Annotated in this window: 20 protein-coding genes and 1 rRNA gene; 3 read left to right on the top strand and 18 right to left on the bottom strand. The window is 63.3% G+C overall.

Going from position 1 to position 23,393, the window contains the following annotated elements; genetic code table 11:
• Positions 1–14 precede the first annotated feature (14 nt).
• The 14 genes from PTE30175_RS22740 to PTE30175_RS22675 form a co-directional block, all read right to left on the bottom strand.
• Positions 15–998: a D-alanine--D-alanine ligase gene (locus PTE30175_RS22740; protein WP_150699349.1), complete on the bottom strand. Its 984-nt coding sequence runs from the start codon at positions 996–998 to the stop codon at positions 15–17.
• 1 nt (position 999) lies between these two features.
• Positions 1,000–2,409, bottom strand: coding sequence for a UDP-N-acetylmuramate--L-alanine ligase (gene murC / locus PTE30175_RS22735; RefSeq protein WP_150699348.1), 1,410 nt, complete (start codon positions 2,407–2,409; stop codon positions 1,000–1,002).
• Position 2,410: 1 nt separating this feature from the next.
• Positions 2,411–3,514 (bottom strand): undecaprenyldiphospho-muramoylpentapeptide beta-N-acetylglucosaminyltransferase, encoded by a 1,104-nt coding sequence (gene murG / locus PTE30175_RS22730; protein ID WP_150699347.1) that lies wholly within the window; start codon positions 3,512–3,514, stop codon positions 2,411–2,413.
• Positions 3,511–4,770, bottom strand: a complete 1,260-nt coding sequence (gene ftsW, locus PTE30175_RS22725; RefSeq protein WP_150699346.1) for a putative lipid II flippase FtsW — start codon at positions 4,768–4,770, stop codon at positions 3,511–3,513. The genes murG and ftsW overlap by 4 nt, the downstream gene beginning before the upstream one ends.
• Positions 4,767–6,281: a UDP-N-acetylmuramoyl-L-alanine--D-glutamate ligase gene (murD, locus tag PTE30175_RS22720; protein ID WP_150699345.1), complete on the bottom strand. Its 1,515-nt coding sequence runs from the start codon at positions 6,279–6,281 to the stop codon at positions 4,767–4,769. Before murD ends, ftsW begins: the two co-directional genes overlap by 4 nt.
• 106 nt (positions 6,282–6,387) lie before the next feature.
• A complete protein-coding gene (mraY, locus tag PTE30175_RS22715; RefSeq protein ID WP_150699344.1) occupies positions 6,388–7,557 on the bottom strand; it encodes a phospho-N-acetylmuramoyl-pentapeptide-transferase in 1,170 nt (389 codons plus the stop codon).
• Between the two features lie 4 nt (positions 7,558–7,561).
• Positions 7,562–8,956 carry a UDP-N-acetylmuramoyl-tripeptide--D-alanyl-D-alanine ligase gene (locus PTE30175_RS22710; protein ID WP_150699343.1) on the bottom strand — a complete coding sequence of 465 codons (1,395 nt, stop codon included), beginning with the start codon at positions 8,954–8,956 and terminating at the stop codon, positions 7,562–7,564.
• Positions 8,953–10,488 carry a UDP-N-acetylmuramoyl-L-alanyl-D-glutamate--2,6-diaminopimelate ligase gene (locus tag PTE30175_RS22705; RefSeq protein ID WP_150699409.1) on the bottom strand — a complete coding sequence of 512 codons (1,536 nt, stop codon included), beginning with the start codon at positions 10,486–10,488 and terminating at the stop codon, positions 8,953–8,955. The genes PTE30175_RS22710 and PTE30175_RS22705 overlap by 4 nt, the downstream gene beginning before the upstream one ends.
• Positions 10,488–12,263, bottom strand: coding sequence for a peptidoglycan D,D-transpeptidase FtsI family protein (locus PTE30175_RS22700; RefSeq protein ID WP_150699342.1), 1,776 nt, complete (start codon positions 12,261–12,263; stop codon positions 10,488–10,490). Before PTE30175_RS22700 ends, PTE30175_RS22705 begins: the two co-directional genes overlap by 1 nt.
• A complete protein-coding gene (gene ftsL, locus PTE30175_RS22695; protein ID WP_150699341.1) occupies positions 12,260–12,595 on the bottom strand; it encodes a cell division protein FtsL in 336 nt (111 codons plus the stop codon). The genes PTE30175_RS22700 and ftsL overlap by 4 nt, the downstream gene beginning before the upstream one ends.
• Positions 12,592–13,545: a 16S rRNA (cytosine(1402)-N(4))-methyltransferase RsmH gene (rsmH, locus tag PTE30175_RS22690; RefSeq protein ID WP_150699340.1), complete on the bottom strand. Its 954-nt coding sequence runs from the start codon at positions 13,543–13,545 to the stop codon at positions 12,592–12,594. The genes ftsL and rsmH overlap by 4 nt, the downstream gene beginning before the upstream one ends.
• Before the next feature lie 22 nt (positions 13,546–13,567).
• Complete coding sequence (gene mraZ, locus PTE30175_RS22685) at positions 13,568–13,996, bottom strand: division/cell wall cluster transcriptional repressor MraZ (protein WP_150699339.1); 429 nt, start codon at positions 13,994–13,996, stop codon at positions 13,568–13,570.
• 405 nt (positions 13,997–14,401) lie between these two features.
• Positions 14,402–15,037 (bottom strand): 2-polyprenyl-3-methyl-6-methoxy-1,4-benzoquinone monooxygenase, encoded by a 636-nt coding sequence (gene coq7 / locus PTE30175_RS22680; protein ID WP_150699408.1) that lies wholly within the window; start codon positions 15,035–15,037, stop codon positions 14,402–14,404.
• Positions 15,006–15,248 (bottom strand): hypothetical protein, encoded by a 243-nt coding sequence (locus PTE30175_RS22675; RefSeq protein WP_150699338.1) that lies wholly within the window; start codon positions 15,246–15,248, stop codon positions 15,006–15,008. Before PTE30175_RS22675 ends, coq7 begins: the two co-directional genes overlap by 32 nt.
• 106 nt (positions 15,249–15,354) lie before the next feature.
• Here PTE30175_RS22675 and PTE30175_RS22670 point away from each other — a divergent pair, with 106 nt between their 5' ends.
• Both PTE30175_RS22670 and PTE30175_RS22665 read left to right on the top strand, forming a co-directional pair.
• Entirely contained in the window at positions 15,355–16,515 is a 1,161-nt protein-coding gene (locus tag PTE30175_RS22670; protein ID WP_150699337.1) for a porin, read from the top strand.
• A gap of 160 nt (positions 16,516–16,675) precedes the next feature.
• On the top strand, positions 16,676–17,158 hold the full coding sequence (locus PTE30175_RS22665; protein ID WP_150699336.1) for a MarR family winged helix-turn-helix transcriptional regulator: 483 nt from the start codon (positions 16,676–16,678) through the stop codon (positions 17,156–17,158).
• Positions 17,159–17,165: 7 nt separating this feature from the next.
• On the opposite strand, the gene PTE30175_RS22660 is transcribed toward PTE30175_RS22665, so the two are convergent.
• Both PTE30175_RS22660 and PTE30175_RS22655 read right to left on the bottom strand, forming a co-directional pair.
• Positions 17,166–18,341, bottom strand: coding sequence for an aminopeptidase (locus tag PTE30175_RS22660; RefSeq protein WP_150699335.1), 1,176 nt, complete (start codon positions 18,339–18,341; stop codon positions 17,166–17,168).
• Positions 18,342–18,363: 22 nt separating this feature from the next.
• Positions 18,364–20,442, bottom strand: coding sequence for a molybdopterin-containing oxidoreductase family protein (locus PTE30175_RS22655; RefSeq protein WP_150699334.1), 2,079 nt, complete (start codon positions 20,440–20,442; stop codon positions 18,364–18,366).
• 224 nt (positions 20,443–20,666) lie between these two features.
• Here PTE30175_RS22655 and PTE30175_RS22650 point away from each other — a divergent pair, with 224 nt between their 5' ends.
• Positions 20,667–21,860 carry a M20 aminoacylase family protein gene (locus PTE30175_RS22650; RefSeq protein WP_150699333.1) on the top strand — a complete coding sequence of 398 codons (1,194 nt, stop codon included), beginning with the start codon at positions 20,667–20,669 and terminating at the stop codon, positions 21,858–21,860.
• Positions 21,861–21,965: 105 nt separating this feature from the next.
• Here PTE30175_RS22650 and PTE30175_RS22645 read toward each other — a convergent pair whose 3' ends face one another.
• Entirely contained in the window at positions 21,966–22,766 is an 801-nt protein-coding gene (locus PTE30175_RS22645; RefSeq protein ID WP_150699332.1) for a DUF3047 domain-containing protein, read from the bottom strand.
• 258 nt (positions 22,767–23,024) lie between these two features.
• Positions 23,025–23,138 (bottom strand): 5S ribosomal RNA (gene rrf / locus PTE30175_RS22640).
• Between the last annotated feature and the right edge of the window lie 255 nt (positions 23,139–23,393).

Genomic DNA, 23,393 nt, shown 5'->3' with positions numbered 1-23,393 from the left:
TTCCTTCGTTTCCGTTATTCAGGTTTCCACTGCTCGTTCGGATGCAGATCGAGCGTGGCCGTGCTGAGGATTTCCAGCACGAGATCTTCGTACGACAAACCGGTTGCACGTGCCGAGATCGGCACCAACGAATGCCCGGTCATGCCTGGCGAGGTGTTGATCTCCAGCAGATACGGCTTGTTGTCGCGCTTTCTCAACATCACGTCGGCGCGGGCCCAGCCGCGGCAACCCAGCACGAGGTAAGCGCGCAGCACGAGGCGCTGCACTTCCTCCTGCAGCGACACCGGCAACGGCGGCGGACACTCGTAGCGCGTGTCGTCCTTGAAATACTTGTTCTGGTAGTCGTAGTTCGCTTCCGGCGCGACGATGCGGATGACCGGCAGCGAGCGTGCGGCCGCCGCGCCCTGCGTGCCGATGCCGAGCACCGGCACCGTCAACTCGTCGCCGTCGATGAACTCTTCGGCCAGGACATCCGGGTCCAGGCGCGCAGCCTTTTCATAGGCGGCCTGCAGTTGCGAGACTTCCGTGACCTTGGTCAGACCGATGGTCGAGCCTTCGCGCGACGGTTTGACGATGATCGGCAAACCGAGGTCGCGCGCCACGGCGTCCCAGTCGCTGTTGGCCTTGAGCATTGTGAAACGCGGCGTCGGCAGCCCTTCATGCAGCCAGACCCGTTTCGTCATTTCCTTGTCCATCGCGAGCGACGAGGCCAGCACGCCGCTGCCGGTGTAGGGGATGCCCAGATGTTCGAGTACGCCCTGCATCGTGCCGTCTTCGCCGTAGCGGCCGTGTAGCGCGATGAAGACACGATCGAACTTCTGCGCGGCAAGCGCGCTCAGGTCGTGCATGCCGGTATCGAAGCCATGGGCGTCAACGCCGCGCGAACGCAGCGCGTCGAGCACGCCCTTGCCCGAGATCAGCGAGATCTGGCGCTCGGCAGAACGGCCGCCCATCAGGACGCCCACCTTGCCGAATCGTTTCGGATCGAATGCGCTCACTTCAAACTCCTTGCTGTTCTTGCAACTTGCCGGGCACCGCGCCAATCGAGCCGGCGCCCATGGTAATCACGACGTCGCCCGCGCGCGCCACCTTCAACACGGTGTCGGCCAACGCGGCCACGTCTTCGACAAACACCGGCTCGACCTTGCCCGCCACGCGCAGCGCACGCGACAGGGCGCGGCCGTCCGCCGCGACGATTGGCGCTTCGCCGGCCGAATACACTTCGCCGAGCACCAGCGCGTCGGCTTCCGACAGCACTTTCACAAAGTCCTCGAAGCAGTCGCGCGTGCGCGTATAGCGATGTGGCTGGAACGCCAGCAGGATGCGGCGGCCCGGGAACGCGCCGCGTGCCGCGGCCAGCGTCGCGGCCATTTCGACGGGATGGTGCCCGTAGTCGTCGATCAGCGTGAATGTGCCGCCGCCGCTGCCCTTGGGCAGCGCGATCTCGCCATATCGTTGAAAGCGCCGGCCCACACCGTGGAATTCGGCCAACGCCTGACGAATCGCGTCGTCCGGCACTTCGAGTTCCGTCGCAATCGCGATCGCGGCCAGCGCGTTGAGCACGTTATGGTTGCCCGGCAGGTTCAGCGTGACGTCGAGCGGCGCCGCGCCTTCGCCGTACGTGCGCAGCACCGTGAATTGCATGCGGCCGCCGTCAGCACGCACATCGATCGCGCGCACCTGGGCGTCTTCCGAGAGACCATAACGGACGATCGGCTTCGAGACGAACGGCAGGATCTCGCGCACATTCGGATCGTCGACGCACAGCACGGCAATGCCGTAGAACGGCAGGCGCTGCGTGAAGGCGACGAACGCCTGCTTGAGCCGTGCGAAGTCGTGACCATAGGTGTCCATATGGTCGGCATCGATATTCGTGATGACTTCGATGACCGGATTCAGGTTCAGGAACGACGCATCCGACTCGTCCGCTTCGACGACAATGAAGTCGCCCGTGCCGAGCTTCGCGTTCGCGCCGGCGCTGTTCAGGCGTCCCCCGATCACGAACGTCGGATCGAGACCGCCCTGCGCAAGGACGCTCGCGACAAGGCTGGTCGTGGTCGTCTTGCCATGCGTGCCGGCGATCGCGATGCCCTGCTTCAGGCGCATCAGCTCCGCGAGCATCAGCGCGCGCGGCACGATAGGAATCTGCTTGGCGCGGCCGGCCAGCACTTCGGGGTTATCGGCGGTAATCGCCGTCGAGACCACGATGGCGTCGGCCGTCTCCACGTTCCGGGCAGCATGACCCTGGATCACGCGCGCACCGAGCCGCGTCAGGCGCTGCGTCACGGCGTTGTCGCCGAGATCGGAGCCGCTGACCTGGTACCCGAGGTTCAGCAGGACCTCGGCGATGCCGCTCATGCCGGCGCCGCCGATACCTACGAAGTGAATGTGTTTGACGATGTGCTTCATTTCAATCCTTGGCCAAGGCCACGCAGATGCGCGCCACTTGTTCGGTGGCGTCCGGCTTCGCGAGCGCCTTGGCTTTCTGTGCGGTGGCCAGCAGCGTTTCGCGCGTTTGACGGCGCAGCCACTCGGCCAGAATGTCGACCGACAACTCACGCTGATCGATCAGCGTTGCCGCGCCCTTGTCGGCGAGGAAACGCGCGTTGCCGGTCTGATGGTCGTCCACGGCATGCGGGAACGGCACGAACAGCGCCGCCACGCCCGCGGCAGCCACTTCGGCAACCGTCATCGCGCCGGCGCGGCAGATGACCAGATCGGCATCGGCATAGGCCTTGACCATGTCGTCGATGAACGGCACCGCCTCCACGGCCACGCCGGCCGCCGCGTAGTTGGCCTGCAATGTGCCGATGTGCTTCACGCCGGCTTGATGGACGACTTGCGGGCGCACGTCGCGCGGCAACTTGGCCAGCGCCTTCGGCACGATTTCGTTCAATACCGCCGCACCGAGGCTGCCGCCCACGACGAGCACGCGCAACGGCCCGTTGCGCGTGCCGTAGCGGTCGGCGGGGTCGGCCAGACCATCGAAATCGGCCCGGATCGGATTGCCGACCCACTCGCCGCCCGGCAGCGTATCGGGAAACGCGAGCAGGACCTTGTCGGCCACGCGCGCAAGCACCCGATTGGCCAGCCCGGCCACGGAATTCTGTTCGTGCAGGACAAGCGGGCGGCCGAGCAGCGAGGCCATCATGCCCGCCGGGAATGTGATGTAGCCGCCCATGCCGAGCACGACGTTCGGCCTCACGCGCCGGATCGCGCGCACGCTTTGCCAGAACGCGCGCAACAGCATGATCGGCAGCACGAGTTTTGTCACCAGCCCCTTGCCGCGTAAGCCGCCAAACTTCACGTACGCCATCGGGAAGTCATACTTCGGCACGAGCGTGGCTTCCATGCCGTCGGGATTGCCGAGCCAGACCACCTGCCAGCCCTGCACGCGCAGGAAGTTGGCCACCGCGAGTCCGGGAAAGACGTGACCGCCCGTTCCGCCGGCCATGACCAGCAGCGTACGGGTTTCGGTTTCGGGAGACGGCACGGCCGTCAGCCGGTCGGTCATACCTTTCCTCCTCGCATCAGCACCCGGTTCTCGTAATCGACGCGCAGCAGCACCGCGATGGCGATGCAGTTCAGCAAAATGCCGGAGCCGCCGTAGCTCACAAGCGGCAACGTCAAGCCCTTGGTCGGCAGCAAGCCGAGATTCACGCCCATGTTGATGAAGGTCTGGGCGCCGAGCCACACGCCGACGCCCTTGGCCAGCAGTCCGGCGAAAGTGCGTTCGAGCGCGAGCGCCTGACGGCCGATCTCGAACGCACGGCGCACCAGCCAATAAAACAGCAGGATCACGCACAGCACGCCGATGAAGCCGAATTCCTCGCCAATCACGGCGAGGATGAAGTCGGTATGCGCTTCAGGCAGGTAGTGCAATTTTTCGATGCTGCCCCCGAGTCCGACGCCCGTCCATTCGCCACGGCCAAACGCGATCAGCGAGTGCGTCAGCTGATAGGCCTTGCCCAGCGCATAGTCTTCGCGCCACGGGTCCAGATACGCGAAAATCCGCTCGCGGCGCCATGGCGACAGCCAGATCAGCATCGCGAAGGTCCCGACCGCCGTCAGCGCGAGGCCGCCGAACAGCTTGCCGTTCACGCCCCCGAGAAACAGGATCCCCATCGCAATGGCCGCGACCACCATGAACGCGCCCATGTCCGGTTCGAGCAGCAGCAACATGCCGACGAACACGACCGCAATCCCCATCGGCAGGAAGCCCTTGCGGAAGCTCTGCATGAACTCCTGCTTGCGGACCGTATAGTTCGCCGCGTACAGCGTGACCGCGAGTTTCATCACTTCGGACGGCTGCAGGTTCAGGATGCCGAACGGAATCCAGCGCTTCGAGCCGTTGACACCTTTGCCGACGTGCGGGATCAGCACGATGATCAAAAGGATCAGCGCCAGCAGGAACAGCTTGGGCGCAAGCTTGTCGAGCGTCTTGACCGGGATGCGGAAGGTGATGAACGCCGCGGTGAGGCCCATCGTCAGCGACACGATGTGGCGACCGAGGAAGTGGTACGTCGAATAGCCGTTGTACTTGGGCGAATCGGGCAAGGCGACCGACGCGGAATAGACCATGATCAGGCCGAGCGAGAGCAGCGTGATGACGACCCACACCAGCGCATGGTCATAATCGAGCATGCGCGAGCGCGTCGGCTTGATGCTGCCGAGCGTGCCGGCCGAGGCAGTCGATGCCGGCGCCGAGGCCCCGGTACCGGCGAAGCCTGCCTGGCGCTTCTTGCTGAAGAACGTCTTGAGCCGGTTCATAGCATCACCCCCGCGTCAGCGGCCAGGTCGACCACGGCTTCCCGGAACACGTCGGCCCGGTGCGCGTAGTTGCGAAACATGTCCAGACTGGCGCACGCCGGCGACAACAGCACGGCGTCGCCCACATGCGCCAGCTTGGCAGCCTCACGCGTGGCGGCTTCAAGCGTATCCATGTCGACGAGCGGCACGTTCGTGTCGGCCAGCGCGGCGCGAATCCGGGCGGCGTCGCGGCCGATCAGCACCACGGCGCGCGCGTGATGCGCCACCGGATCGGCCAGCGGCGAGAAATCCTGGCCCTTGCCGTCGCCGCCGGCGATCAGCACGATACGTTTCTGCAAGCCGGTGATCGCGGCGACCGTGGCGCCGACGTTCGTCCCCTTGCTGTCGTCGTAATACTCGACGTCGTTGATCGTGCCGATCAGCTGCACGCGGTGCGGTTCGCCCGGGTATTCGCGCAGGCCGTGCAGCAGTTTGGCCAATGGCAAATCGATCGCGCACGCGAGTGCGAGCGCGGCCAGCGCATTCGCGGCGTTGTGCGCGCCGCGGATGCGCAGCGCGTCGGCGGGCATCAGGCGTTTCATCGACACTTCGACCGGTGCGGCGGCCGCATCGGCGGCCTTGCGGCGGCGCGCCGATGGCGCGGGCGGCGCGTCGTCGCGCGTGATCGCCTCGACGAGCCACCACATGCCGCTCTCGAGCTGCAGTCCGAGATCGCCGAGCGCGTCGGGCGCCGACGTGCCGAAGGTCACGACATGCGCTTGGGGCGCGGCCAGCGCGATCACGCGGGCGTCGTCGCGATTGAGCACGCGGACCGTTTCGGGCCCGAAAATGCGCGCCTTGGCTGCGGCGTAGGCATCCATGCTGCCGTGCCAGTCGAGGTGGTCCTGCGTGATATTGAGGATCGCTGCCGCATCGGGCGCGAGGGAATGCGTCGTCTCCAGCTGGAAGCTCGACAGCTCCAGCACCCAGACGTCCGGCAGCGCCGCCTCGGCGATGCATTCGGACAGACGGTCAAGTGCGCACGGGCTGATGTTGCCCGCCACGGCAGTGCGTTTGCCGGCGCGGCGGCAAAGCAGGCCGGTCAAGCTCGTGGTCGTGGTCTTGCCGTTGGTGCCCGTGATGGCCAGCACCTTCGGCGCGTAGCCGCTGGTGGCCGCCATGTGCTGCAGCGCCTGCGCGAAGAACTCGATCTCGCCCCAGACGGGAATGCCCGCTTCGGCGGCGGCGGCCAGCAACGGCGCGACGTCGGCCGACAGCGGCGACAGGCCCGGGCTGATGCCGACCAGTTCGATGTCTTCCAGCAACGCGGTGGCGAACGGGCCGCCAACGAACTCGGCCTGCGGCGCATCGGCTTGCAGCACGGCGAGATTGGCCGGCGCATTGCGCGTATCGGCCGCACGCACACTGCAGCCGTAACGCGCGCACCAACGCGCCATCGCCAGGCCGGATTCTCCCAAGCCCAGGATCAGGACACGCGGTTGCCAGGATTCGCCAAACTTCTCGCCAAACACGTCGCTATTTCCTTATTCAATCGATTCCAACCACCTGCGGATGCATCGCCAGCCCAACGGCATCTACTCGGCCGACCTCCGACTATCGGCGTCGGCGGCGCATCCTTTAGCGCAACTTCAACGTCGACAGCCCGATCAGGACCAGCATCAACGTCACAATCCAGAAGCGCACGACCACCTGCGTTTCCTTCCAGCCCGACAATTCGAAGTGGTGATGCAGCGGCGCCATCTTGAAGATGCGCCGCCCTTCCCCGTACTTGCGCTTCGTATACTTGAACCACGTAACCTGCAGCATCACGGAGATCGTTTCGACGACGAACACGCCGCCCATCACGAACAACACCACCTCCTGACGCACGATCACGGCCACTGTGCCGAGCGCGCCGCCGAGCGCCAACGCGCCCACGTCGCCCATGAACACTTGCGCCGGATGCGTGTTGAACCACAGGAACGCGAGCCCCGCGCCGGACATCGCCGCGCAGAACACGAGCAGCTCGCCCGCGCCCGGGATGTGCGGAAACAGCAGGTACTTCGCGTAGACGACGTTGCCCATGACGTACGCGAACACGCCCAGCGCGCTGCCGACCAGCACCACCGGCATGATGACGAGCCCGTCGAGACCGTCGGTGAGGTTAACGGCATTGCTCGAACCCACGATGACAAAATAGGTGAGCGCGATGAAGCCGAACACGCCGAGCGGATAAGTCATCGTCTTGAAGAACGGCACGATGAAGTCCGCTTTCGGCGGCAAATCGAGCGGCAGGCCGTGGCGCACCCAGCTGATGAACAGCTCGAACACCTTGAGATTGCTCGTTTCAGACACGCTGAACGCCAGGTAGATCGCTGCGAACAATCCGATAATCGACTGCCAGAAATACTTCTCGCGCGACGACATGCCGCGCGGGTCCTTGTAGACGACCTTCCGGTAGTCGTCGATCCAGCCGATGATGCCGAAGCCGAGCGTTACCGCGAGCACAATCCACACAAAGCGGTTCGACAGGTCGGCCCACAGCAACGTGGCGATCGTGATCGCGATGAGGATCAGCACGCCCCCCATGGTCGGCGTGCCCGATTTGACGAGGTGCGTCTGCGGGCCATCCGTGCGCACCGCCTGGCCGACCTTCATCTCCGCCAGTTTGCGAATCACGGCCGGGCCAAAGGCAAGACCGATCATCAGCGCGGTGAGGCTGGCCATCACCGCCCGGAAGGTCAGGTAGTTGAACACGCGCAAGAAGCTCGCATCCGCCTGCAGCCATTGCGCCAACGTCAAAAACATTCCATCAATCCTTATTTGCCGGGGCGTTGCCGCCCCCAGTTTCATTCAACGCGTGCAACACGCGTTCCATCTTCATGAAGCGCGAACCCTTCACCAGCACGGTGGCCGGTGCGCTCACGCCCTTGATCAGCGCTTCGGTGAGCGCGCCCACATCCGCGAAATGTTCCGCACCCGCGCCGAACGCTTCGCAGGCATGGCGCGTCAACTCGCCCAGGCCAAGCAACCGCTCGACGCCGCGCTCCGCCGCGTAGGCCCCGACTTCCCGATGAACCTCGGGTCCGGAATCGCCGACTTCACCCATGTCGCCGAGCACCAGCACGCATGACGACGGTGTCGAAGCCAGCACATCGATGGCCGCGCGCACCGAATCGGGGTTCGCATTATAGGTGTCGTCGATCAGCGTGATGCCGGCGAGCGGTCCGCGCGAAAGCGTTGACACTTGCAGACGGCCTTTGACGGGCGCGAACGCTTCGAGTGCCCGCACGATCGAAACAATGTCGACATGCGCGCCGATCGCCACGGCAATCGCGGCCAACGCGTTGCGGGCATTGTGCTCACCGAGCACGGGCAACCGGAGGGAGAAGTCGCCCGACGGCGTGGCCACACGCAGCACGCGCGTGGCACTGTCGTAGCGGCCGGAAACCGCAGCGCGCTTGTCGAGCGCGAAATCGAGAATGCGCCGGCTGCCTGCGACGTCGCGCCACAGCGGCGTGAAATCGCTGTCACCGGGGAATACGGCCACGCCGTCTTGCGGCAGCGCGGCCAGCACGGCCGCATGTTCCTGCGCGACGGCCTCGACGCTCACCATGAATTCCTGATGCTCGCGCTGCGCATTGTTGATGACCGCGACGGTCGGCTGCGCGATATTCGCCAGATACCCCGTCTCGCCCGGGTGGTTCATGCCGAGTTCAAGCACCGCGAGGCGATGCGATGCGTTCAGGCGAAACACCGTCAGCGGCAGACCGATATCGTTGTTGAAGTTGCCGGCGGTCGACAGGCGGGCGTTCTCGCCCACGGCCTGCGCGAAAATCGCGGCGATCATTTCCTTGACGGTCGTCTTGCCGTTGCTGCCGGTCACGGCCACGACGGGAATCGCAAAGCGGCGGCGCCATGCCGTCGCAAGCTCGCCCAGCGCGAGGCGCGTGTCGGGCACGATCAGCGCGGGTGTCTCGAAACCTTCCGGCACCCGCGAAGCCAGCACGGCGGTGGCGCCGGCGGCGGCGACGTCCGCCAGAAAATCGTGTGCGTCGAAGCGCTCGCCCTTGATCGCCACGAACAGATCGCCCGGCTGTACGGCGCGGCTATCCGTGACGATGCGCTCGAACGCGACGTTGCCGCGTCCATGAAGCGCCGCATTCGACAGCGCGCCTTGGGCATCCTGCAAGCGCCACATGCTCATTCACCACCTCCACGCGATGTCGTAGCCCGGGCGGCAAGCGCCAGTTGGGCATGTTCCTGATCGGAGAACGGGCGTTTCTTGCCCATGGTCTCCTGTGTGTTTTCGTGACCCTTGCCGGCGATCAGCACGACGTCGGACGCGTTCGCGCCGCGAATCGCCTGCAGGATCGCGCTGGCGCGGTCCTCGATAAGGCGCGCACGCTCAGGGGCCTGCAAACCGGCGGCGATCTGTTCGAGAATCGTTGCGGGCGCTTCCGTGCGCGGGTTGTCGCTCGTCAGCACCACCGCATCGGCCAGCCGTTCGGCCACCGCCCCCATCAACGGCCGTTTGCCGTTGTCGCGATCGCCGCCGCAGCCAAAGACACACACAAGTGCGCCGGCGCGGGCTTGCGCCACCGGGCGCAGCGCGGCGAGCGTTTTCTCGAGCGCATCGGGCGTGTGCGCGTAGTCGATGACCACGAGCGGCTGACCGGCCTGCCCGATTTGCTCCATGCGCCCGGAGACCGGCGCGAGCGACGGCAGCGCCGCCAACGCACGAGCGGCCGGCACGCCGCCGGCAAGCGCCGCGCCAAGCACGGCGAGCACGTTGCTGACGTTGAACTCGCCGACGAGCGGCACACTCAGTGAATGGGAGGCGCCGTCGAGATGCAGCGTGAAGCTGGTGCCGGCGGACGTGGCACGCACGTCTTCAGCGCGCAGCACACGGTGGCCGTGGCCCGATTGCGCAGCCCCGCCGATGCCGTACTCGATCACCTGTGGCTTGCCCGCGAGGCGCGCCAGCAATCGCTGGCCCATCGCATCATCACGATTGATCACGGCGGCCTTCAAACCAGGCCAATCGAACAGACGTGTCTTGGCAGCCTCGTAGGCGGCCATCGTGCCGTGATAGTCGAGATGATCCTGCGTCAGGTTCGTGAAGACGGCCACGTCGAACGCAACCCCCGCCACACGGCCCTGATAGAGTCCGTGCGACGACACCTCCATCGCGACGGCGGCGGCGCCCTGTGCGCGCAGGTCGGAAAGACTGCGCTGCAATTGCACGGCGTCGGGGGTCGTGAATCCGGTGACGGTCAGATGCCCGGGGAAGCCGCTGCCCAGGGTGCCGATGACGGCGCTGCGCATGCCGCACTTCGACAGCAGTTGCGCGAGCCACTGACTGCACGACGTCTTGCCATTGGTGCCGGTCACGCCGAGCGTGAGCAGCGTATCGCTCGGCTCGCCATACCAGAGTGCGGCCAATGGCCCCGCCAGTTGATCGAGATGCGCCACGCCAAACGCGGCGACGTCATCCAGTCCGTCCGGCCAATGAAAGCCATCCGTCTGCCACACCACGGCTGCCGCGCCGCGTTCGACGGCGTCCGCGATGAAACCGCGGCTGTCGGCGCCTTCGACGGCATACGCCACGAAAACATCGCCGGCCTGCACCCGGCGGCTGTCGGCATGCAGCGTGGCGCCGGCCGGCACAGTCGCGCGCAGCCAGTCGCAGGCGTCCTGCAGCGCCTTTCGTTGCTTCTTGTCGGTGAGCATCGACATCACGGCGCCCATGGCTCGCTCTCCTCGACTTTTTCGCTCACAACCAGTTGCGTGACGGGGGAATCGGGTGGCACGCTGAGCGCGCGCAGCGTGCCGCCGACGATCGAGGCGAACACCGGGCCGGCGGCGACGCCGCCGAAATGCGACCCACGGCTCGGCTCGTCGAGCGTGACGGCCACGATGATGCGCGGCTCGGACATCGGCGCCATGCCGACGAACGACGCGCGATACTTGCTCTTGTCATAGCCGCGGCCCGACTGCTTGTAAGCGGTGCCGGTCTTGCCGCCGACGCGATAGCCGATCACCTGCGCCATCGTGGCGGTGCCGCCCGGCGAGGTGACCATTTCGAGCATCGTGCGGACTTCGCGTGCCGTTGCCGGCGAAATCACGGGCTCGCCGCGCACGACCGAACCATCCGTCTTGTAGATCGAGATCGGCAGCAGCTCGCCGTCGTGGGCAAAGACCGTGTAAGCCCGCGCCAATTGAATCAGCGAGGCGGACAGACCGTAGCCGTATCCCATCGTCGCCTGCTCGATCGGGCGCCAGCTCTTGGCGGGACGCAGGCGGCCCGCGACCGCGCCGGGAAAGCCGATCTTGGGCGCCTGTCCGAGCCCGACGCTGGTGAACATGTCCCACATTTCCTGCGGCTTCATCTGCAACGCAAGCTTGGCGGTGCCGATGTTGCTCGACTTCTGGATGACGCCGGCGACCGTCAGCGTGCCGTAGTCATGGGTATCGGTGATCGTGGCGCCATTGAGCGTCCAGCGGCCGGTCGTCTGCACCAGCGAATTCGGCGTGACGTGGCGGTTCTCGATGGCCGTGGCGATCGTCAGCGGCTTCATGATCGAACCCGGCTCGAAGGTGTCCGTCAACACACGATTGCGCAATTGCGCGCCGGTGAGGTTGGTGCGGTTGTTCGGGTTGTACGTCGGCAAATTGACGAGTGCGAGCACTTCGCCGGTGCGCACGTCGAGCACGACTGCGCTGCCGGCCTTCGCGCCAGTGCGTTCGAGGGCCGCCTTGAGTTCGCTGAACGCGAGGAACTGGATCTTGCCGTCGATCGACAACGTGATGTCGTTGCCGTCACGCGGCTGCGCGAGGATGTCGATGTCCTCGACGATCCGGCCGAGGCGATCCTTGATGACGCGCCGGCTGCCCGACGTGGCAGCGAGCGACTTCTGCATCGACAGCTCGACACCCTCCTGGCCGATGTCTTCGACGTTCGTGAAGCCGACGATATGGGCGGCGATCTCGCCTTCCGGATAGAATCGCTTGTACTCCTTGCGCTGGTAGACGCCCGGAATCTCCAGGTCGGCGACCTGCCTGGCCACCTCCGGCAGGACCTGACGCTTCACATAGACGAAGCTCTTGTCCTGGTTGAATTTGCGGCGCAGCTCGGCTTCGCTCATGTCGAGCAGCTTGGCGAGCTGGCGCAACTTGGCGGCGGACAGATCTTCCGGAACGTCTTCGGGAATGGCCCAGATCGCGCGCACCGGCAGGCTGGTGGCGAGCACCTGGCCATTGCGGTCGAACACCTTGCCGCGCGTGGCGGACATTTCCAGCGTGCGCTCGTAGCGCGATTCGCCTTGACGTTGATAGAAATCGTTGCCCGGCCCTTGAATCCAGAACGCGCGGGCGGCCAGCGCCGCGAATGCAGTAAACACCAGGAACACCACCAACTTGGAACGCCACATCGGCAAGCGCACCGACAATACGGGACTCGCCGAGAACTGAACGTCCTTGGATTTGGTTTTGGCGTCCTGGCGGCGGCTCATCGCGAGGCTCCGGCGGGCGAAGCGGGGGCGGCCGGCATCGGCACGGGGACGGCGGCGCCCGATGCGCCGCCCGGTGCGGACAGGTATTGCGTGCGGCCGGGCGAGACAGCCTGCATCTTCAGGTCGTTACGCGCGACCGCTTCGACGCGCGCGCTCTTGCTTTGCGCGCTCTGTTCGTATTGGAGGCGATCCCAGTCCTGCAGCAGCTGGTGTTCGAGCGCCTGCTCGCGGTTCAGTTCGACGAACGTGCCGCGGGCCTGGTACTGGGCATTGATGAGCGAGAGCGAGCTGCCGATCAGGACGACCAGGAGCAGGACGTTGAGCCGGCTCATGGCGCCACCCGTTGCGCGATGCGCATGATCGCCGAACGTGCGCGCGGGTTGGCCGCCACCTCTTCGTCCGAGGGCTTGACCTTGCGCACGAGTTTGTACGGCGGCGTCGGCAATTCGTGGGCGCGCAGGGGCACGCGGCGATCGACCGCGGGAACGCTCGTCTTCGCTTGCATGAAGCGCTTGACGATGCGGTCCTCCAGCGAATGAAAGCTGATCACCACGAGTTTCCCCCCCGTTTCGAGGACATCGGCCGCGACATCGAGTGCTATCTGCAGGTCCGCAAGCTCTTGATTGACGTGAATCCGTATAGCCTGAAAGGTACGTGTTGCCGGGTTCTGGCCCTTTTCACGGGTCTTGACGGCGCCCGCCACGATCGCGGCAAGCTCGCCAGTGCTGGCGAGTGGACCGAGGCGATCGGTGCTTGCCCGGCGAGCAACAAGCGCCTTTGCAATCTGAAAAGCAAACCGTTCTTCCCCATAGTCCCTGATGACCTCCGTAATTTCTTCCAGCGTTGCCCGGGCCAGCCACTCGGCGGCCGACTCACCGCGCGTGGGATCCATGCGCATGTCGAGCGGCCCGTCGAAGCGAAAACTGAAACCGCGCGTGGGGTCGTCGAACTGCGGCGACGACACACCCAGGTCCAGCAGGACGCCGGCCACGCGTGCAATACCGCGGCGAGCCAGCACCTCGCGCAGTTGTGCGAAGCTGTCGTGCTCAATCGAAAATCGCGGATCGGCAATCGTTGCCGCCTCCGCGATCGCTTGGGGATCCTTGTCGAACGCGAGCAGTCTCCCCTTGTCGCTCAATCGCTCCAATAACCTGCGGCTGTGCCCGCCGCGGCCGAACGTGCCGTCGACGTATACGCCGTCGTCCCGCCACAGCAGGGCATCCACGGCCTCGTCCAGCAGAACCGTGCGGTGCTGCATTTCCGTATCCACCGCGTGCGCCATGCTCGTCGGACCACCTGATCAATCAGAAAGTGAAATTCTTCAGTGCCTCGGGCATGCCTTGCGCCATCGCCGCCTGCTCCTTGGCGGCATATGTCGCGGCATCCCAGAGTTCGAAATGACTGCCCATGCCCAGCAGCATGACTTCCTTGTCGAGCCCGGCCGCAGCGCGCAATTCCGGCGCCACCAGCACCCGGCCCGCCGAGTCCATGTCGACGTCGGCGGCGTTACCAAGGAAAATGCGGCGCCACCAGTGCGCGTCCATCGGCAGTGCGGCGATCTTGCCGCGGAAGATTTCCCATTCAGGACGCGGGAACAGGAGCAGGCAACCGTCGGGGTGCTTGGTGATGGTCACCTTGCCTTCCGCCTCGCCCACGAGCACGTCACGATGCCGGGCCGGAATCGACATCCGTCCCTTTGCATCCAGTGAAAGTGCCGAGGCTCCCTGAAACACGCGCGCTCCCGTGATTTTCCAACCGCAAACCCGTCATGCCGAGAGAGAAAGGAGTGTGCCCGGAAACACTTCGTACAGCACACAAAAATACACTTTCTCACACTATTTCCCACTTTAGAGGAACGTGTTGGGGCGGTCAAGCGTTTTGCCGCTTTTAGACGGGAGATTTACGAGCCAGAACAATGACTTAGCGCACTTTCTTCAAGCGCCCGACGGCAGTTTTTGTTGAAAAATTAAAGAGATAAGCCGGATATTGAAAGTGGAACTTCAAAATCTAACCATCCTCGGCGGCAGCCCCCGTCAGCACTGACACAGCAACGGAGTGCGCACTTACGCCACGCAATTCGTCGGACTCTACCTCAAACGAGGCAGAATCGTCCGAAAAAAACGTGCGTCGAAACGCCTCTATATATAGTAGGCCGTTGTCGTCATGACCTTGGCGCAAGCGCGCATCAGGCGCTGCACCGGCACCGGCAGATCGATGCCGCCGGCATCGCGCGCGGCCTGGCCGTGCGCGGCCTCGTCGCGGCGCATCTGGTCAACGATCGCTCGCGAGCGCTGGTCCTGCGGCGGCAGCCGGTCGAGGTGGCCGTCGAGATGGTGTTCGACCTGCCGCTCCGTTTCCGCCATGAAGCCAAGACTGACCTTGTCGCCGACGCGCCCGGCCGTGTAGCCGATCGCAAAGGCGCCGGCGTACCACAGCGGATTGAGCAGGCTCGGGCGCGAGCCAAGCTCCGACAGGCGCTGGGCTGTCCAGGCCAGATGGTCTTCCTCTTCCTGCCCCGCATGGGCAAAGGCTTCGCGCAGGCCGGCGCTCTTCGTGGCGAGCTTCTGCGACTGGTACAGCGCTTGTGCACACACCTCGCCGACGTGATTGACCCGCATCAATCCAGCGACGTGCCGCTTCTCATGGGCCGACAGCGCATCGTCTTCCCCGGCATCGAGATTCGCGGGTTCCGGCGTCGGGCGTGACGCACGGGTCACGCCTGCAATGGCGCGCAAGCCACGGTCAATTTCGGTAATCCAGCGGTCTGACAACATCATCTGCTTCCTGACTTCTATACTTCACGATATGGAATGCGGTATCGGCAAAATTGCCGCCGGGGTCATGATACGCGCCCTGAGCCGGCGCGCCTTTCGCGGGCGCAAGCCCGCCGAAAGCCCGTGGAAAGCGGATCCCGGCGTTGTTGCGTAAACGAAACAACACGGCCAGGAATCCCCCGTAAAACGCCCCTTTTCCTTTGCCCGTCATTGTGAATTTGTTACATTACGTCCAACTTCTCGCGAAGTTGATTAGCAAGGACGTTATCACTAGTGACCTTGTTAAACAAATCTCACAATCTTTTGGAGATCACTCAATGAAAAAGTCGCTTCTCGCTCTGGGCGTGCTCGGTGCCTTCGCTGGTGCTGCTAACGCACAAAGCAGCGTGACCCTGTACGGTATCCTCGACGCTGGTATCACCTACGTCAACAACGAGAGCACCCCCGGCGGCACCACCGGCAGCAAGAACATCAAGTTCAGCAACGGCAACCAACAAGGTAACCGTTGGGGCCTGAAGGGTGCGGAAGATCTGGGCGGCGGTCTGAAGGCGATCTTCGTGCTGGAAAACGGCTTCCGCATTGGTGACGGCAACCTGGCCCAAGGCGGCCGTGAATTCGGTCGTCAAGCCTACGTCGGCCTGAGCAGCGCCACGGCTGGCACGCTGACCCTCGGCCGTCAGTATGACTCCGTCGTCGACTTCGTCGGTCCGCTCGCTTCGGGTAGCCAATGGGCAACGTTCTCGGGCGCGCACCCGTTCGATAACGACAACCTGAACAACTCGTTCCGTATCAACAACTCGGTCAAGTACACGACCGCCAACTACAGCGGCTTCAGCGCCAGCGCACTGTACGGCTTCAGCAATCAAGCCAACACGGGCGGCGGCACGGGCTTCGCCAACAACCGCGCCTGGTCGCTGGGTGCTGGCTACGCCAACGGTCCGCTGACCTTGGGCGTCGGCTACCTGTACCTGGGTACGCCGGGTGCTAACAACACCGGCGCTGCTGGCAACGACTTCGGCAGCTTCGCGACCAACCTCAATGGCATCACGGCGACCGACAAGGCACAGATCGTGGCGGCTGGCGGTTCGTACGCCTTCGGTCCTGCGACGGTTGGCCTGGTCTACAGCCACTCGAAGTATGACTTCGTTGCGAACGCCGGCAGCTTCAAGTTCGACAACGCCGAAATCAACGCCAAGTACATGCTGACCCCGGCGCTGCAACTGGGTGCTGCGTACACGTACACGTGGTCGAAGGCTACCTCGAACGGCGTCGTGCTCCCGGCTGGCAGCCTCTCGCCGAAGTACCACCAAGTCAACCTGGGCCTGGACTACTGGCTGTCGAAGCGTACGGACACGTACCTGGTTGGCCTGTGGCAACACGCCAACAACGACGCTGGTCAAGCTCAGCTGAACGGCCAACCGTTCTCGGCTAACAAGAACCAGTTCGCTGTGACGGCTGGCGTTCGCCACAAGTTCTAAGCTGACGATTCTCGTCACTTAGCTTGGAAAGGGCACCTTCGGGTGCCCTTTTTTATGGTGCCAGCCAATCACATCTGTGGCGACACACCACTTAAGCGCTTGACCGGGCGATTATTTCAAACCTAAAATTTCCACATCGCAAATTTTTCGCTCTCGCGCCATGAGCCTCGCCGACACTGCCTCACTCGATCTCGAAACGCGCGCCAGCGATCACGAGCACGACGCCCTGCGTCTTTGGCTGCGCCTGCTGACCTGCACCAACCTGATCGAGACCGACATCCGCTCGCGGCTTCGGCAGGAATTCGACTGCACGCTGCCGCGCTTCGACTTGCTTGCGCAATTGGACCGGCATCCCGAAGGGTTGAAGATGGGCGAGCTCTCCAAACGCATGATGGTGACGGGCGGCAATGTCACCGGCATCACAGATCAGTTGGAGAAGGAAGGCTGGGTAACCCGGGAGACCGTGGCGAATGATCGCCGTGCTTTTCTGATCAAGCTGACGCCGCGCGGCAAGAAGGCATTCGCCAGCATGGCTCGCGCACACGAAGCGTGGGTCGAAACGCTGATGCGTCAGATGCCTGAAAAGGAACAACAACAGTTGTACAGCCTGCTCGGCAGCTTGAAGGCTGCGATCGGCGGATGACGCGAGACTACGGCGCCCGCCGGCTTTGTCCGACAGGCGCGGGCGGCACAAGCACATCGGCGCGCCCCTCGCCCGGGGTCTCCAAGTCCCTGTCTCGAACGGCCATGGCAGCCGGTGTCCGGCTCAATTGCGCGAGCACCGCATTCCGCTCACTTTCCGGCCGTTTCGACAGCGCCTTCACCGCCCTGTAAAAGCTCGGCAAATCGCCACCTTCCTGTGCCAGAAGGGCCGCAAACGCCGGCACCCATTGGTTATAGGTGGCAAATGCGCCGATCTTCGCATTATTGAGGTCTGACGCAAACCATCGGTCGAATCCGGCGTACCCGCCCCATTGCGCGCGTAGCTGTTGATAATCATCACGCATGGCCGAGAAAAGTCGCATCTTCTCCGCCGCCTTGCGCGAATCATCACCCGCCCCCTCGTAGACTGCTTGCAGCCGCTTGCGGTAACCCTCGACCAGCCCCCGGAATTGCTTTCGTTGCGTACTGTATTGCGCATATTCCGGCGCGGCATCCGGGTGTGCATCGATCCAGCGCTGAACACCAACGGATTCGACCGTCACGGCGAACGATTCGTTGAAAGTGGTATCGCCCCGCACATACAGCACCTGGTGCGCGAGTTCGTGAAAAATCATGCGGGCAAGTTCGCCGCGCGGCAGGTAGATAAACGTATTCAGAAGCGGGTCATCGAAATACCCGAGCGTCGAATAGGCGGGAATACCGGCGACGAACGTCTCCCAACCATCGCGATGCAAATCTGCGGCGTACGCTTCCGCCGATTCGCGGGAGTAATAGCCGCGATACTCCACGCAACCGACAACCAGTAGACACGATTCGTGCAGCTTCAACGAAAGCGCGGGCGCAGCGAACACGTTGTACACGACAAACGGGCGCTTCAGATCGGCATAGCTGCGATAGCTGCCGTTGTCGGGCAGGCCAAGCGCGCTGACCGCATACGCACGCATCTGTTCGGCGTCGATGAGCCGCGCACGAAGGCGCGGGTTGAGCGCGGGGTCCGCAAGCAATTCGCTGACGGGGTGCGCCTCGTGCAGCACCGTAAAGTGTCCGTTGATCGATTGGGCGTAATAACCGATCTGGCCGCAAGCGGAAAGGGCGATCGCGCCCCCCGCTGCCGTGGCACACCCAGTCAGGCGAAGCGCACGTGAGATCGATTCGACCGTCATTTGCGCACCCCCTGAATCGCGCTCAAAGCGCGGCGACCTCGACAAGGCAATCGTAGAACGTCGGCGCGTTGCCGAGATCGGTCAAGCGCTGGCTGGTGACTTCATTGGCGTTCTTGCCATCCGGCGCAAGCTTTTTCCACCACAGCGAGAGCCCCACGACAACGCCTTCGCGCGCCTTGTCGGTGACATGCGCCTTGGCGTTCAGCGTGCCGCGCTCGTTGAACACGCGCACCATCTGCCCCTCGGCGATGCCGCGCATGCGCGCGTCGTCCGGATGAATATCGAGCGTTGGCTCGCCGACTGACTTCCGCAGGCTGTCCACGTTGACGAAACTCGAATTCAGGAAATTGCGCGCCGGCGGCGAAATCATGGCCAAGGGAAACCGCTCCGCCAACACCGGGTTACTCGCCACGGACTCATACGGCGGCACCCAATCCGGCAACGGATCCAGGCCGGCTTGCGCCATACGCTCGGAGTAGAACTCGCATTTGCCCGATGGCGTGGGGAAATTGCCTTGCGCGAACGGGGCATCCGGTAGATTCAGCGCCTTCCAGCCATCCTGCTTCAGTTGCGCCCAGCTGCCGCCGGCCGCGCGCGAATCATCCCAACGGACAGCCTGTTCGGCCAGTTGGTCGTCGCTGTCCTTGAAGCATGCCTCTTGCCAGCCCATGCGATCGGCGAGGAGGCGGAAAATCTCCGCATTGGGTTTCGCCTCGCCCATCGGGGCGATCGCCGGATTGTTCGCGAGAAGATACGTGTGACCGTATGCCTTGTGAATATCAAGATGTTCGAGTTGCGTGGTGGCGGGCAGCACGATGTCCGCATAATCCGCCGTATCGGTCTGGAAATGCTCGAGAACCACAGTGAACAGATCTTCGCGGCCGAATCCCTTTGCCACTTTGCCCGACTCCGGCGCGACGGCCACCGGATTGCTGTTGTAGACGACGACCGCCTCAACCTTCGGACCAAACTCAGCGTCTCCGGGGTGGCAAAGCGCATCCCCGATGGTGCTCATATTAATCGTCCGCGGCAGGCGTTGCGGCCAGCCCGGCAACAGATCGGGACGGCCCAACGCGGCGTTGTCGACCGGCGCGAAGCCCGATGTCGACATCAGCAGCCCCCCGGCCGGATCACGCCACGCGCCCGTCAGCGCCGGCAGACAGGCGACCGCACGGGTGGCCTGCCCGCCGCCCTTGGCGCGTTGCATGCCGTAATTCAGGCGGATGGCTGATTGACGCGTGGCGCCATACTCCCGCGCAAGCGCGATAATGGTCTGCGCCGGAATGCCGCAGATTTCGGCCGCCCGGGCAGGTGAATAGCGCTGCGCCCTCTCTTTGAGTTGCGCGAAGCCGACCGTATGGCGCGCGATGTATTCGTGATCGACGAGATCCTCGTTGATCAACACGTGCATCATGGCGAGCGCCAGCGCAGCATCGGTCCCCGGAAGCAACGCAATGTGTTGATGACACTTTTCCGCAGTGAGCGAACGATAAGGGTCGATGGCGACCAGTTTTGCGCCGCGGCGCTTTGCTTCCTGGGCGATCGCCCAGAAGTGGACGCTCGAGGTAATCGGGTTGCTGCCCCAAATCAGGATCAACTTGCTGTCGACGAAGTGTTCAACCTGCATACCGACACTTGCGCCGTAGGTGTAGCGCAGTCCGGTCGCGCCAGCGCTCGCGCAGATCGTGCGGTCGAGCAGCGAGGCGCCAAGCTTGTGGAAGAAACGGGCGGCCATGCTCTCGCCCTGCACGAGTCCCATGGTGCCGGCATAGCTGTACGGCACGATTGCCTGCGGGTCTCTTGCGGAGATCTCGCCGAGCCGCGCGGCGATTTCGTCGAGTGCTTCTTCCCAACTGATCGGCTTGAAGCGACCTTCGCCTTTCGCGCCGATGCGTTTGAGGGGGTGAAGCAGGCGATCCGGATGGTAAGTCCGCTCCGTATAGCGGGCGACTTTCGTACAAAGCACGCCTTTTGTCGTCGGATGCTCGGGATCGCCTTGCACCTTGATCGCTACGCCATTTTCCACTGTCACGTGCAGTGCGCACGTATCAGGGCAATCGTGCGGGCAGGCGGCCCGTACGACGTGCGTGCCTGACGTCATGAATCCACTCCTTTCTACCGGAAAGCGGCGCCCTCTCCGGCGTCGCGTATGGCGCTATTGTATTACGTCTTCCTCCCGCCATCCGCCCCCCAAAATTGCCGGAAAGCGGTACGTTCTTGCTGCGTGGCGGCACGCCTGGCCGTGTACTTCTACCCCTTCCGGGCGGGTGCGGGAAACGGTCAGACGGGGTAAGATGGGTCAATTGCGACCTGCAGGAACACGTCATGAAGCTCATCTCCGAAATCGACGCGGCGCGCGCCGAGATCCAGACACTGCGGCGAGACATCCACGCACATCCCGAATTGTGTTTCGAGGAAAGGCGCACGTCCGACGTCGTGGCGGAAAAACTGACGGAATGGGGTATTCCGATTCACCGCGGCTTGGGTACTACGGGCGTCGTGGGTATCTTGAAGAACGGTACCAGCGACCGTGCCATCGGCCTTCGGGCCGATATGGATGCCTTGCCGATCCACGAAGCCAACACGTTTTCGCACGCATCGAAACATGAGGGCAAGATGCATGCGTGCGGACACGACGGGCACACGGCGATGTTGTTGGCCGCCGCCCAGTACTTGCAGAAACATCGCCCGTTCGACGGCACCGTGTACCTGATTTTCCAGCCGGCGGAAGAAGGAGGTGGCGGCGCGCGCGAGATGATCAAGGACGGGCTGTTCGAGCGCTTCCCGATGGAAGCGGTATTCGGCATGCATAACTGGCCGGGCGTGCCAGTGGGCACGTTTGCGCTGACGCCGGGCCCGATCATGGCGTCGAGCAACGAATTCAAGATCACGTTGACGGGCAAGGGCACCCACGCTGGCATACCGCATGCGGGTATTGATCCGGTGATTGCGGCCGCCAGTCTGGCCCAGGCGCTGCAAAGCATTTTGACCCGCAACAAGCGCCCGATCGATGCGGCAGTGCTGTCGATCACGCAGATTCATGCCGGCGACGCGACCAATGTCGTTCCGGATACGGCCTGGCTTGGCGGCACGATCCGCACATTCTCCGTGGAGGTGCTCGATCTGATCGAAACACGCCTACGCGAGCTATCGGAATACGTGTCCAAGGGCTTTGGTTGCAGCGCTGAGGTCAGCTTCCATCGGAATTATCCACCGACGATCAACGATCCGGCGATGGCCGAATTGTGTGCAGGCGTGATGCGCGGTATCGTTGGCGAGAAAAACGTCAATGCAAAAGTCGAGCCGACGATGGGTGCGGAGGACTTCTCGTTCATGTTGCTGGAGAAGCCGGGCGCATACGTATTCATCGGCAACGGCGAAGGCGATCACCGGGACAGCGGCCACGGTCTTGGACCGTGCAATCTGCACAATGCCAGCTACGATTTTAACGATGAGCTTCTGCCGCTGGGCGGAACCTACTGGGTGAAATTGGTGGAATCGTACTTTTCACGCACGTAGTTCGCGGCACGTCCCGATTTGCGAAGAAGATGCGCGACGGGGGCATAGGCAAAAAAGCCGGCACATGCCGGCTTTTGGCTTTCACGGAGCCTTCGCTGGGTCGCGTTAGTTGGCTGCCGTTTGCGTGCGGATTTCGTCACCCTTAATGAGTCGGATGTCGCCATACCACGCGGTGAAGCGTGATTGCGTATTATCGCCGTCGCTCATGATTGCGATACCGACAAGACGCCCGGGCGGCTCGCCGAAAGCCCTCTCGTAGTCTGCGGCGATATCGCGGACATAGGTTTGCCAGGTGCCGAGGTGCACATCTCCCCGTTCCACGGCAATCGCACGAATGCGTCCGGTATAAGGACTCGGAATGACTTCGTCGCGCTTCATATCGCTACTGCCCCAAACATACATCAATGTTGCATAGGGCATATCACGCCCGCTCACCAAGCGTGCGAGCTCGCGATGGAGATGGTCCTTTCCGCTCAACTTGTCGCTATCGCCATCGAACGCGAGAGCAATCCGGACGGGAGCATCGTCACCACGCCTGGTGCGGATATCGGCGTCCACAGGCATCGCATCGGCGCGCCAGCGCCAACTGAGTTTCGAACCTGCAATGACAGGAATATCAAGTTTTTGCGCGAAGCCTGATGCGGAATTGTCCACGCGAGCTTCGATGACCGGAATGCCGTCGGTATCCGGTACTTGTCGGTATTCGGTGGGGCGCTTGTTGCGGGTGACGATGTACGGTTCCCAAGGCGCAGGCAGAACGCCAGCTTCAGCGGGATCGGAGAATGGCGTGATGGACACGAGAGACGCGGCCGATGGCGGTGACGCGCTGGCCGATTGCGATGTTGAACGGGTGAGCGCACAACCGCTCAAGCCCATGACAAATGCCCCTGCGACACAGGTGATCATGGTAACGCTGCGCACTGTACGCCGCGTAAGCGCAAAATGTCGCGCCAAACGACTTCCCTTCTTCCGTACGACCACTTGATAACCCCGATTGTGCTGCCTGCAATATCCCCGTGAAGGGCATCCTAAGCGATCACCGAAGATACACGCTATAGGGATTTCGCTCGTAGCCGCATTTGTGCAACAGTTTTGCCTGCAAGAAACCGCTGCCGCAAAAGCAAAAACCCTTCAGTACGCATGCACTGAAGGGTTTTTAGGGGAGCCTGACGATTACCTACTTTCACACGGGCAATCCGCACTATCATCGGCGTGGAGTCGTTTCACGGTCCTGTTCGGGATGGGAAGGGGTGGTTCCAACTCGCTATGGTCATCAGGCATAACTTGTATGTCTCGCAGCCTTTTGGGGCTACGAAACCAATTCAGAAGAAGTCGTAGTACAACAATCGGGTTGTGCTTGTATCGGCATATTCACGATACACACCAGCCGTGCTTTGCATTGGCCCAGAGTAAGTGCTCTGCATGGGGCCGGAGTAAGTGCTGAAGCACTAACTCAAGCCGACAGCTCAAGCGCTAACACTGGCCGTAAAAAAACACACTGGTTATAGGATCAAGCCTCACGGGCAATTAGTA

This window comes from Pandoraea terrae (assembly GCF_902459695.1).
Taxonomy (GTDB): domain Bacteria; phylum Pseudomonadota; class Gammaproteobacteria; order Burkholderiales; family Burkholderiaceae; genus Pandoraea; species Pandoraea terrae.
This window is presented reverse-complemented; position numbering and strand designations above follow the sequence as displayed.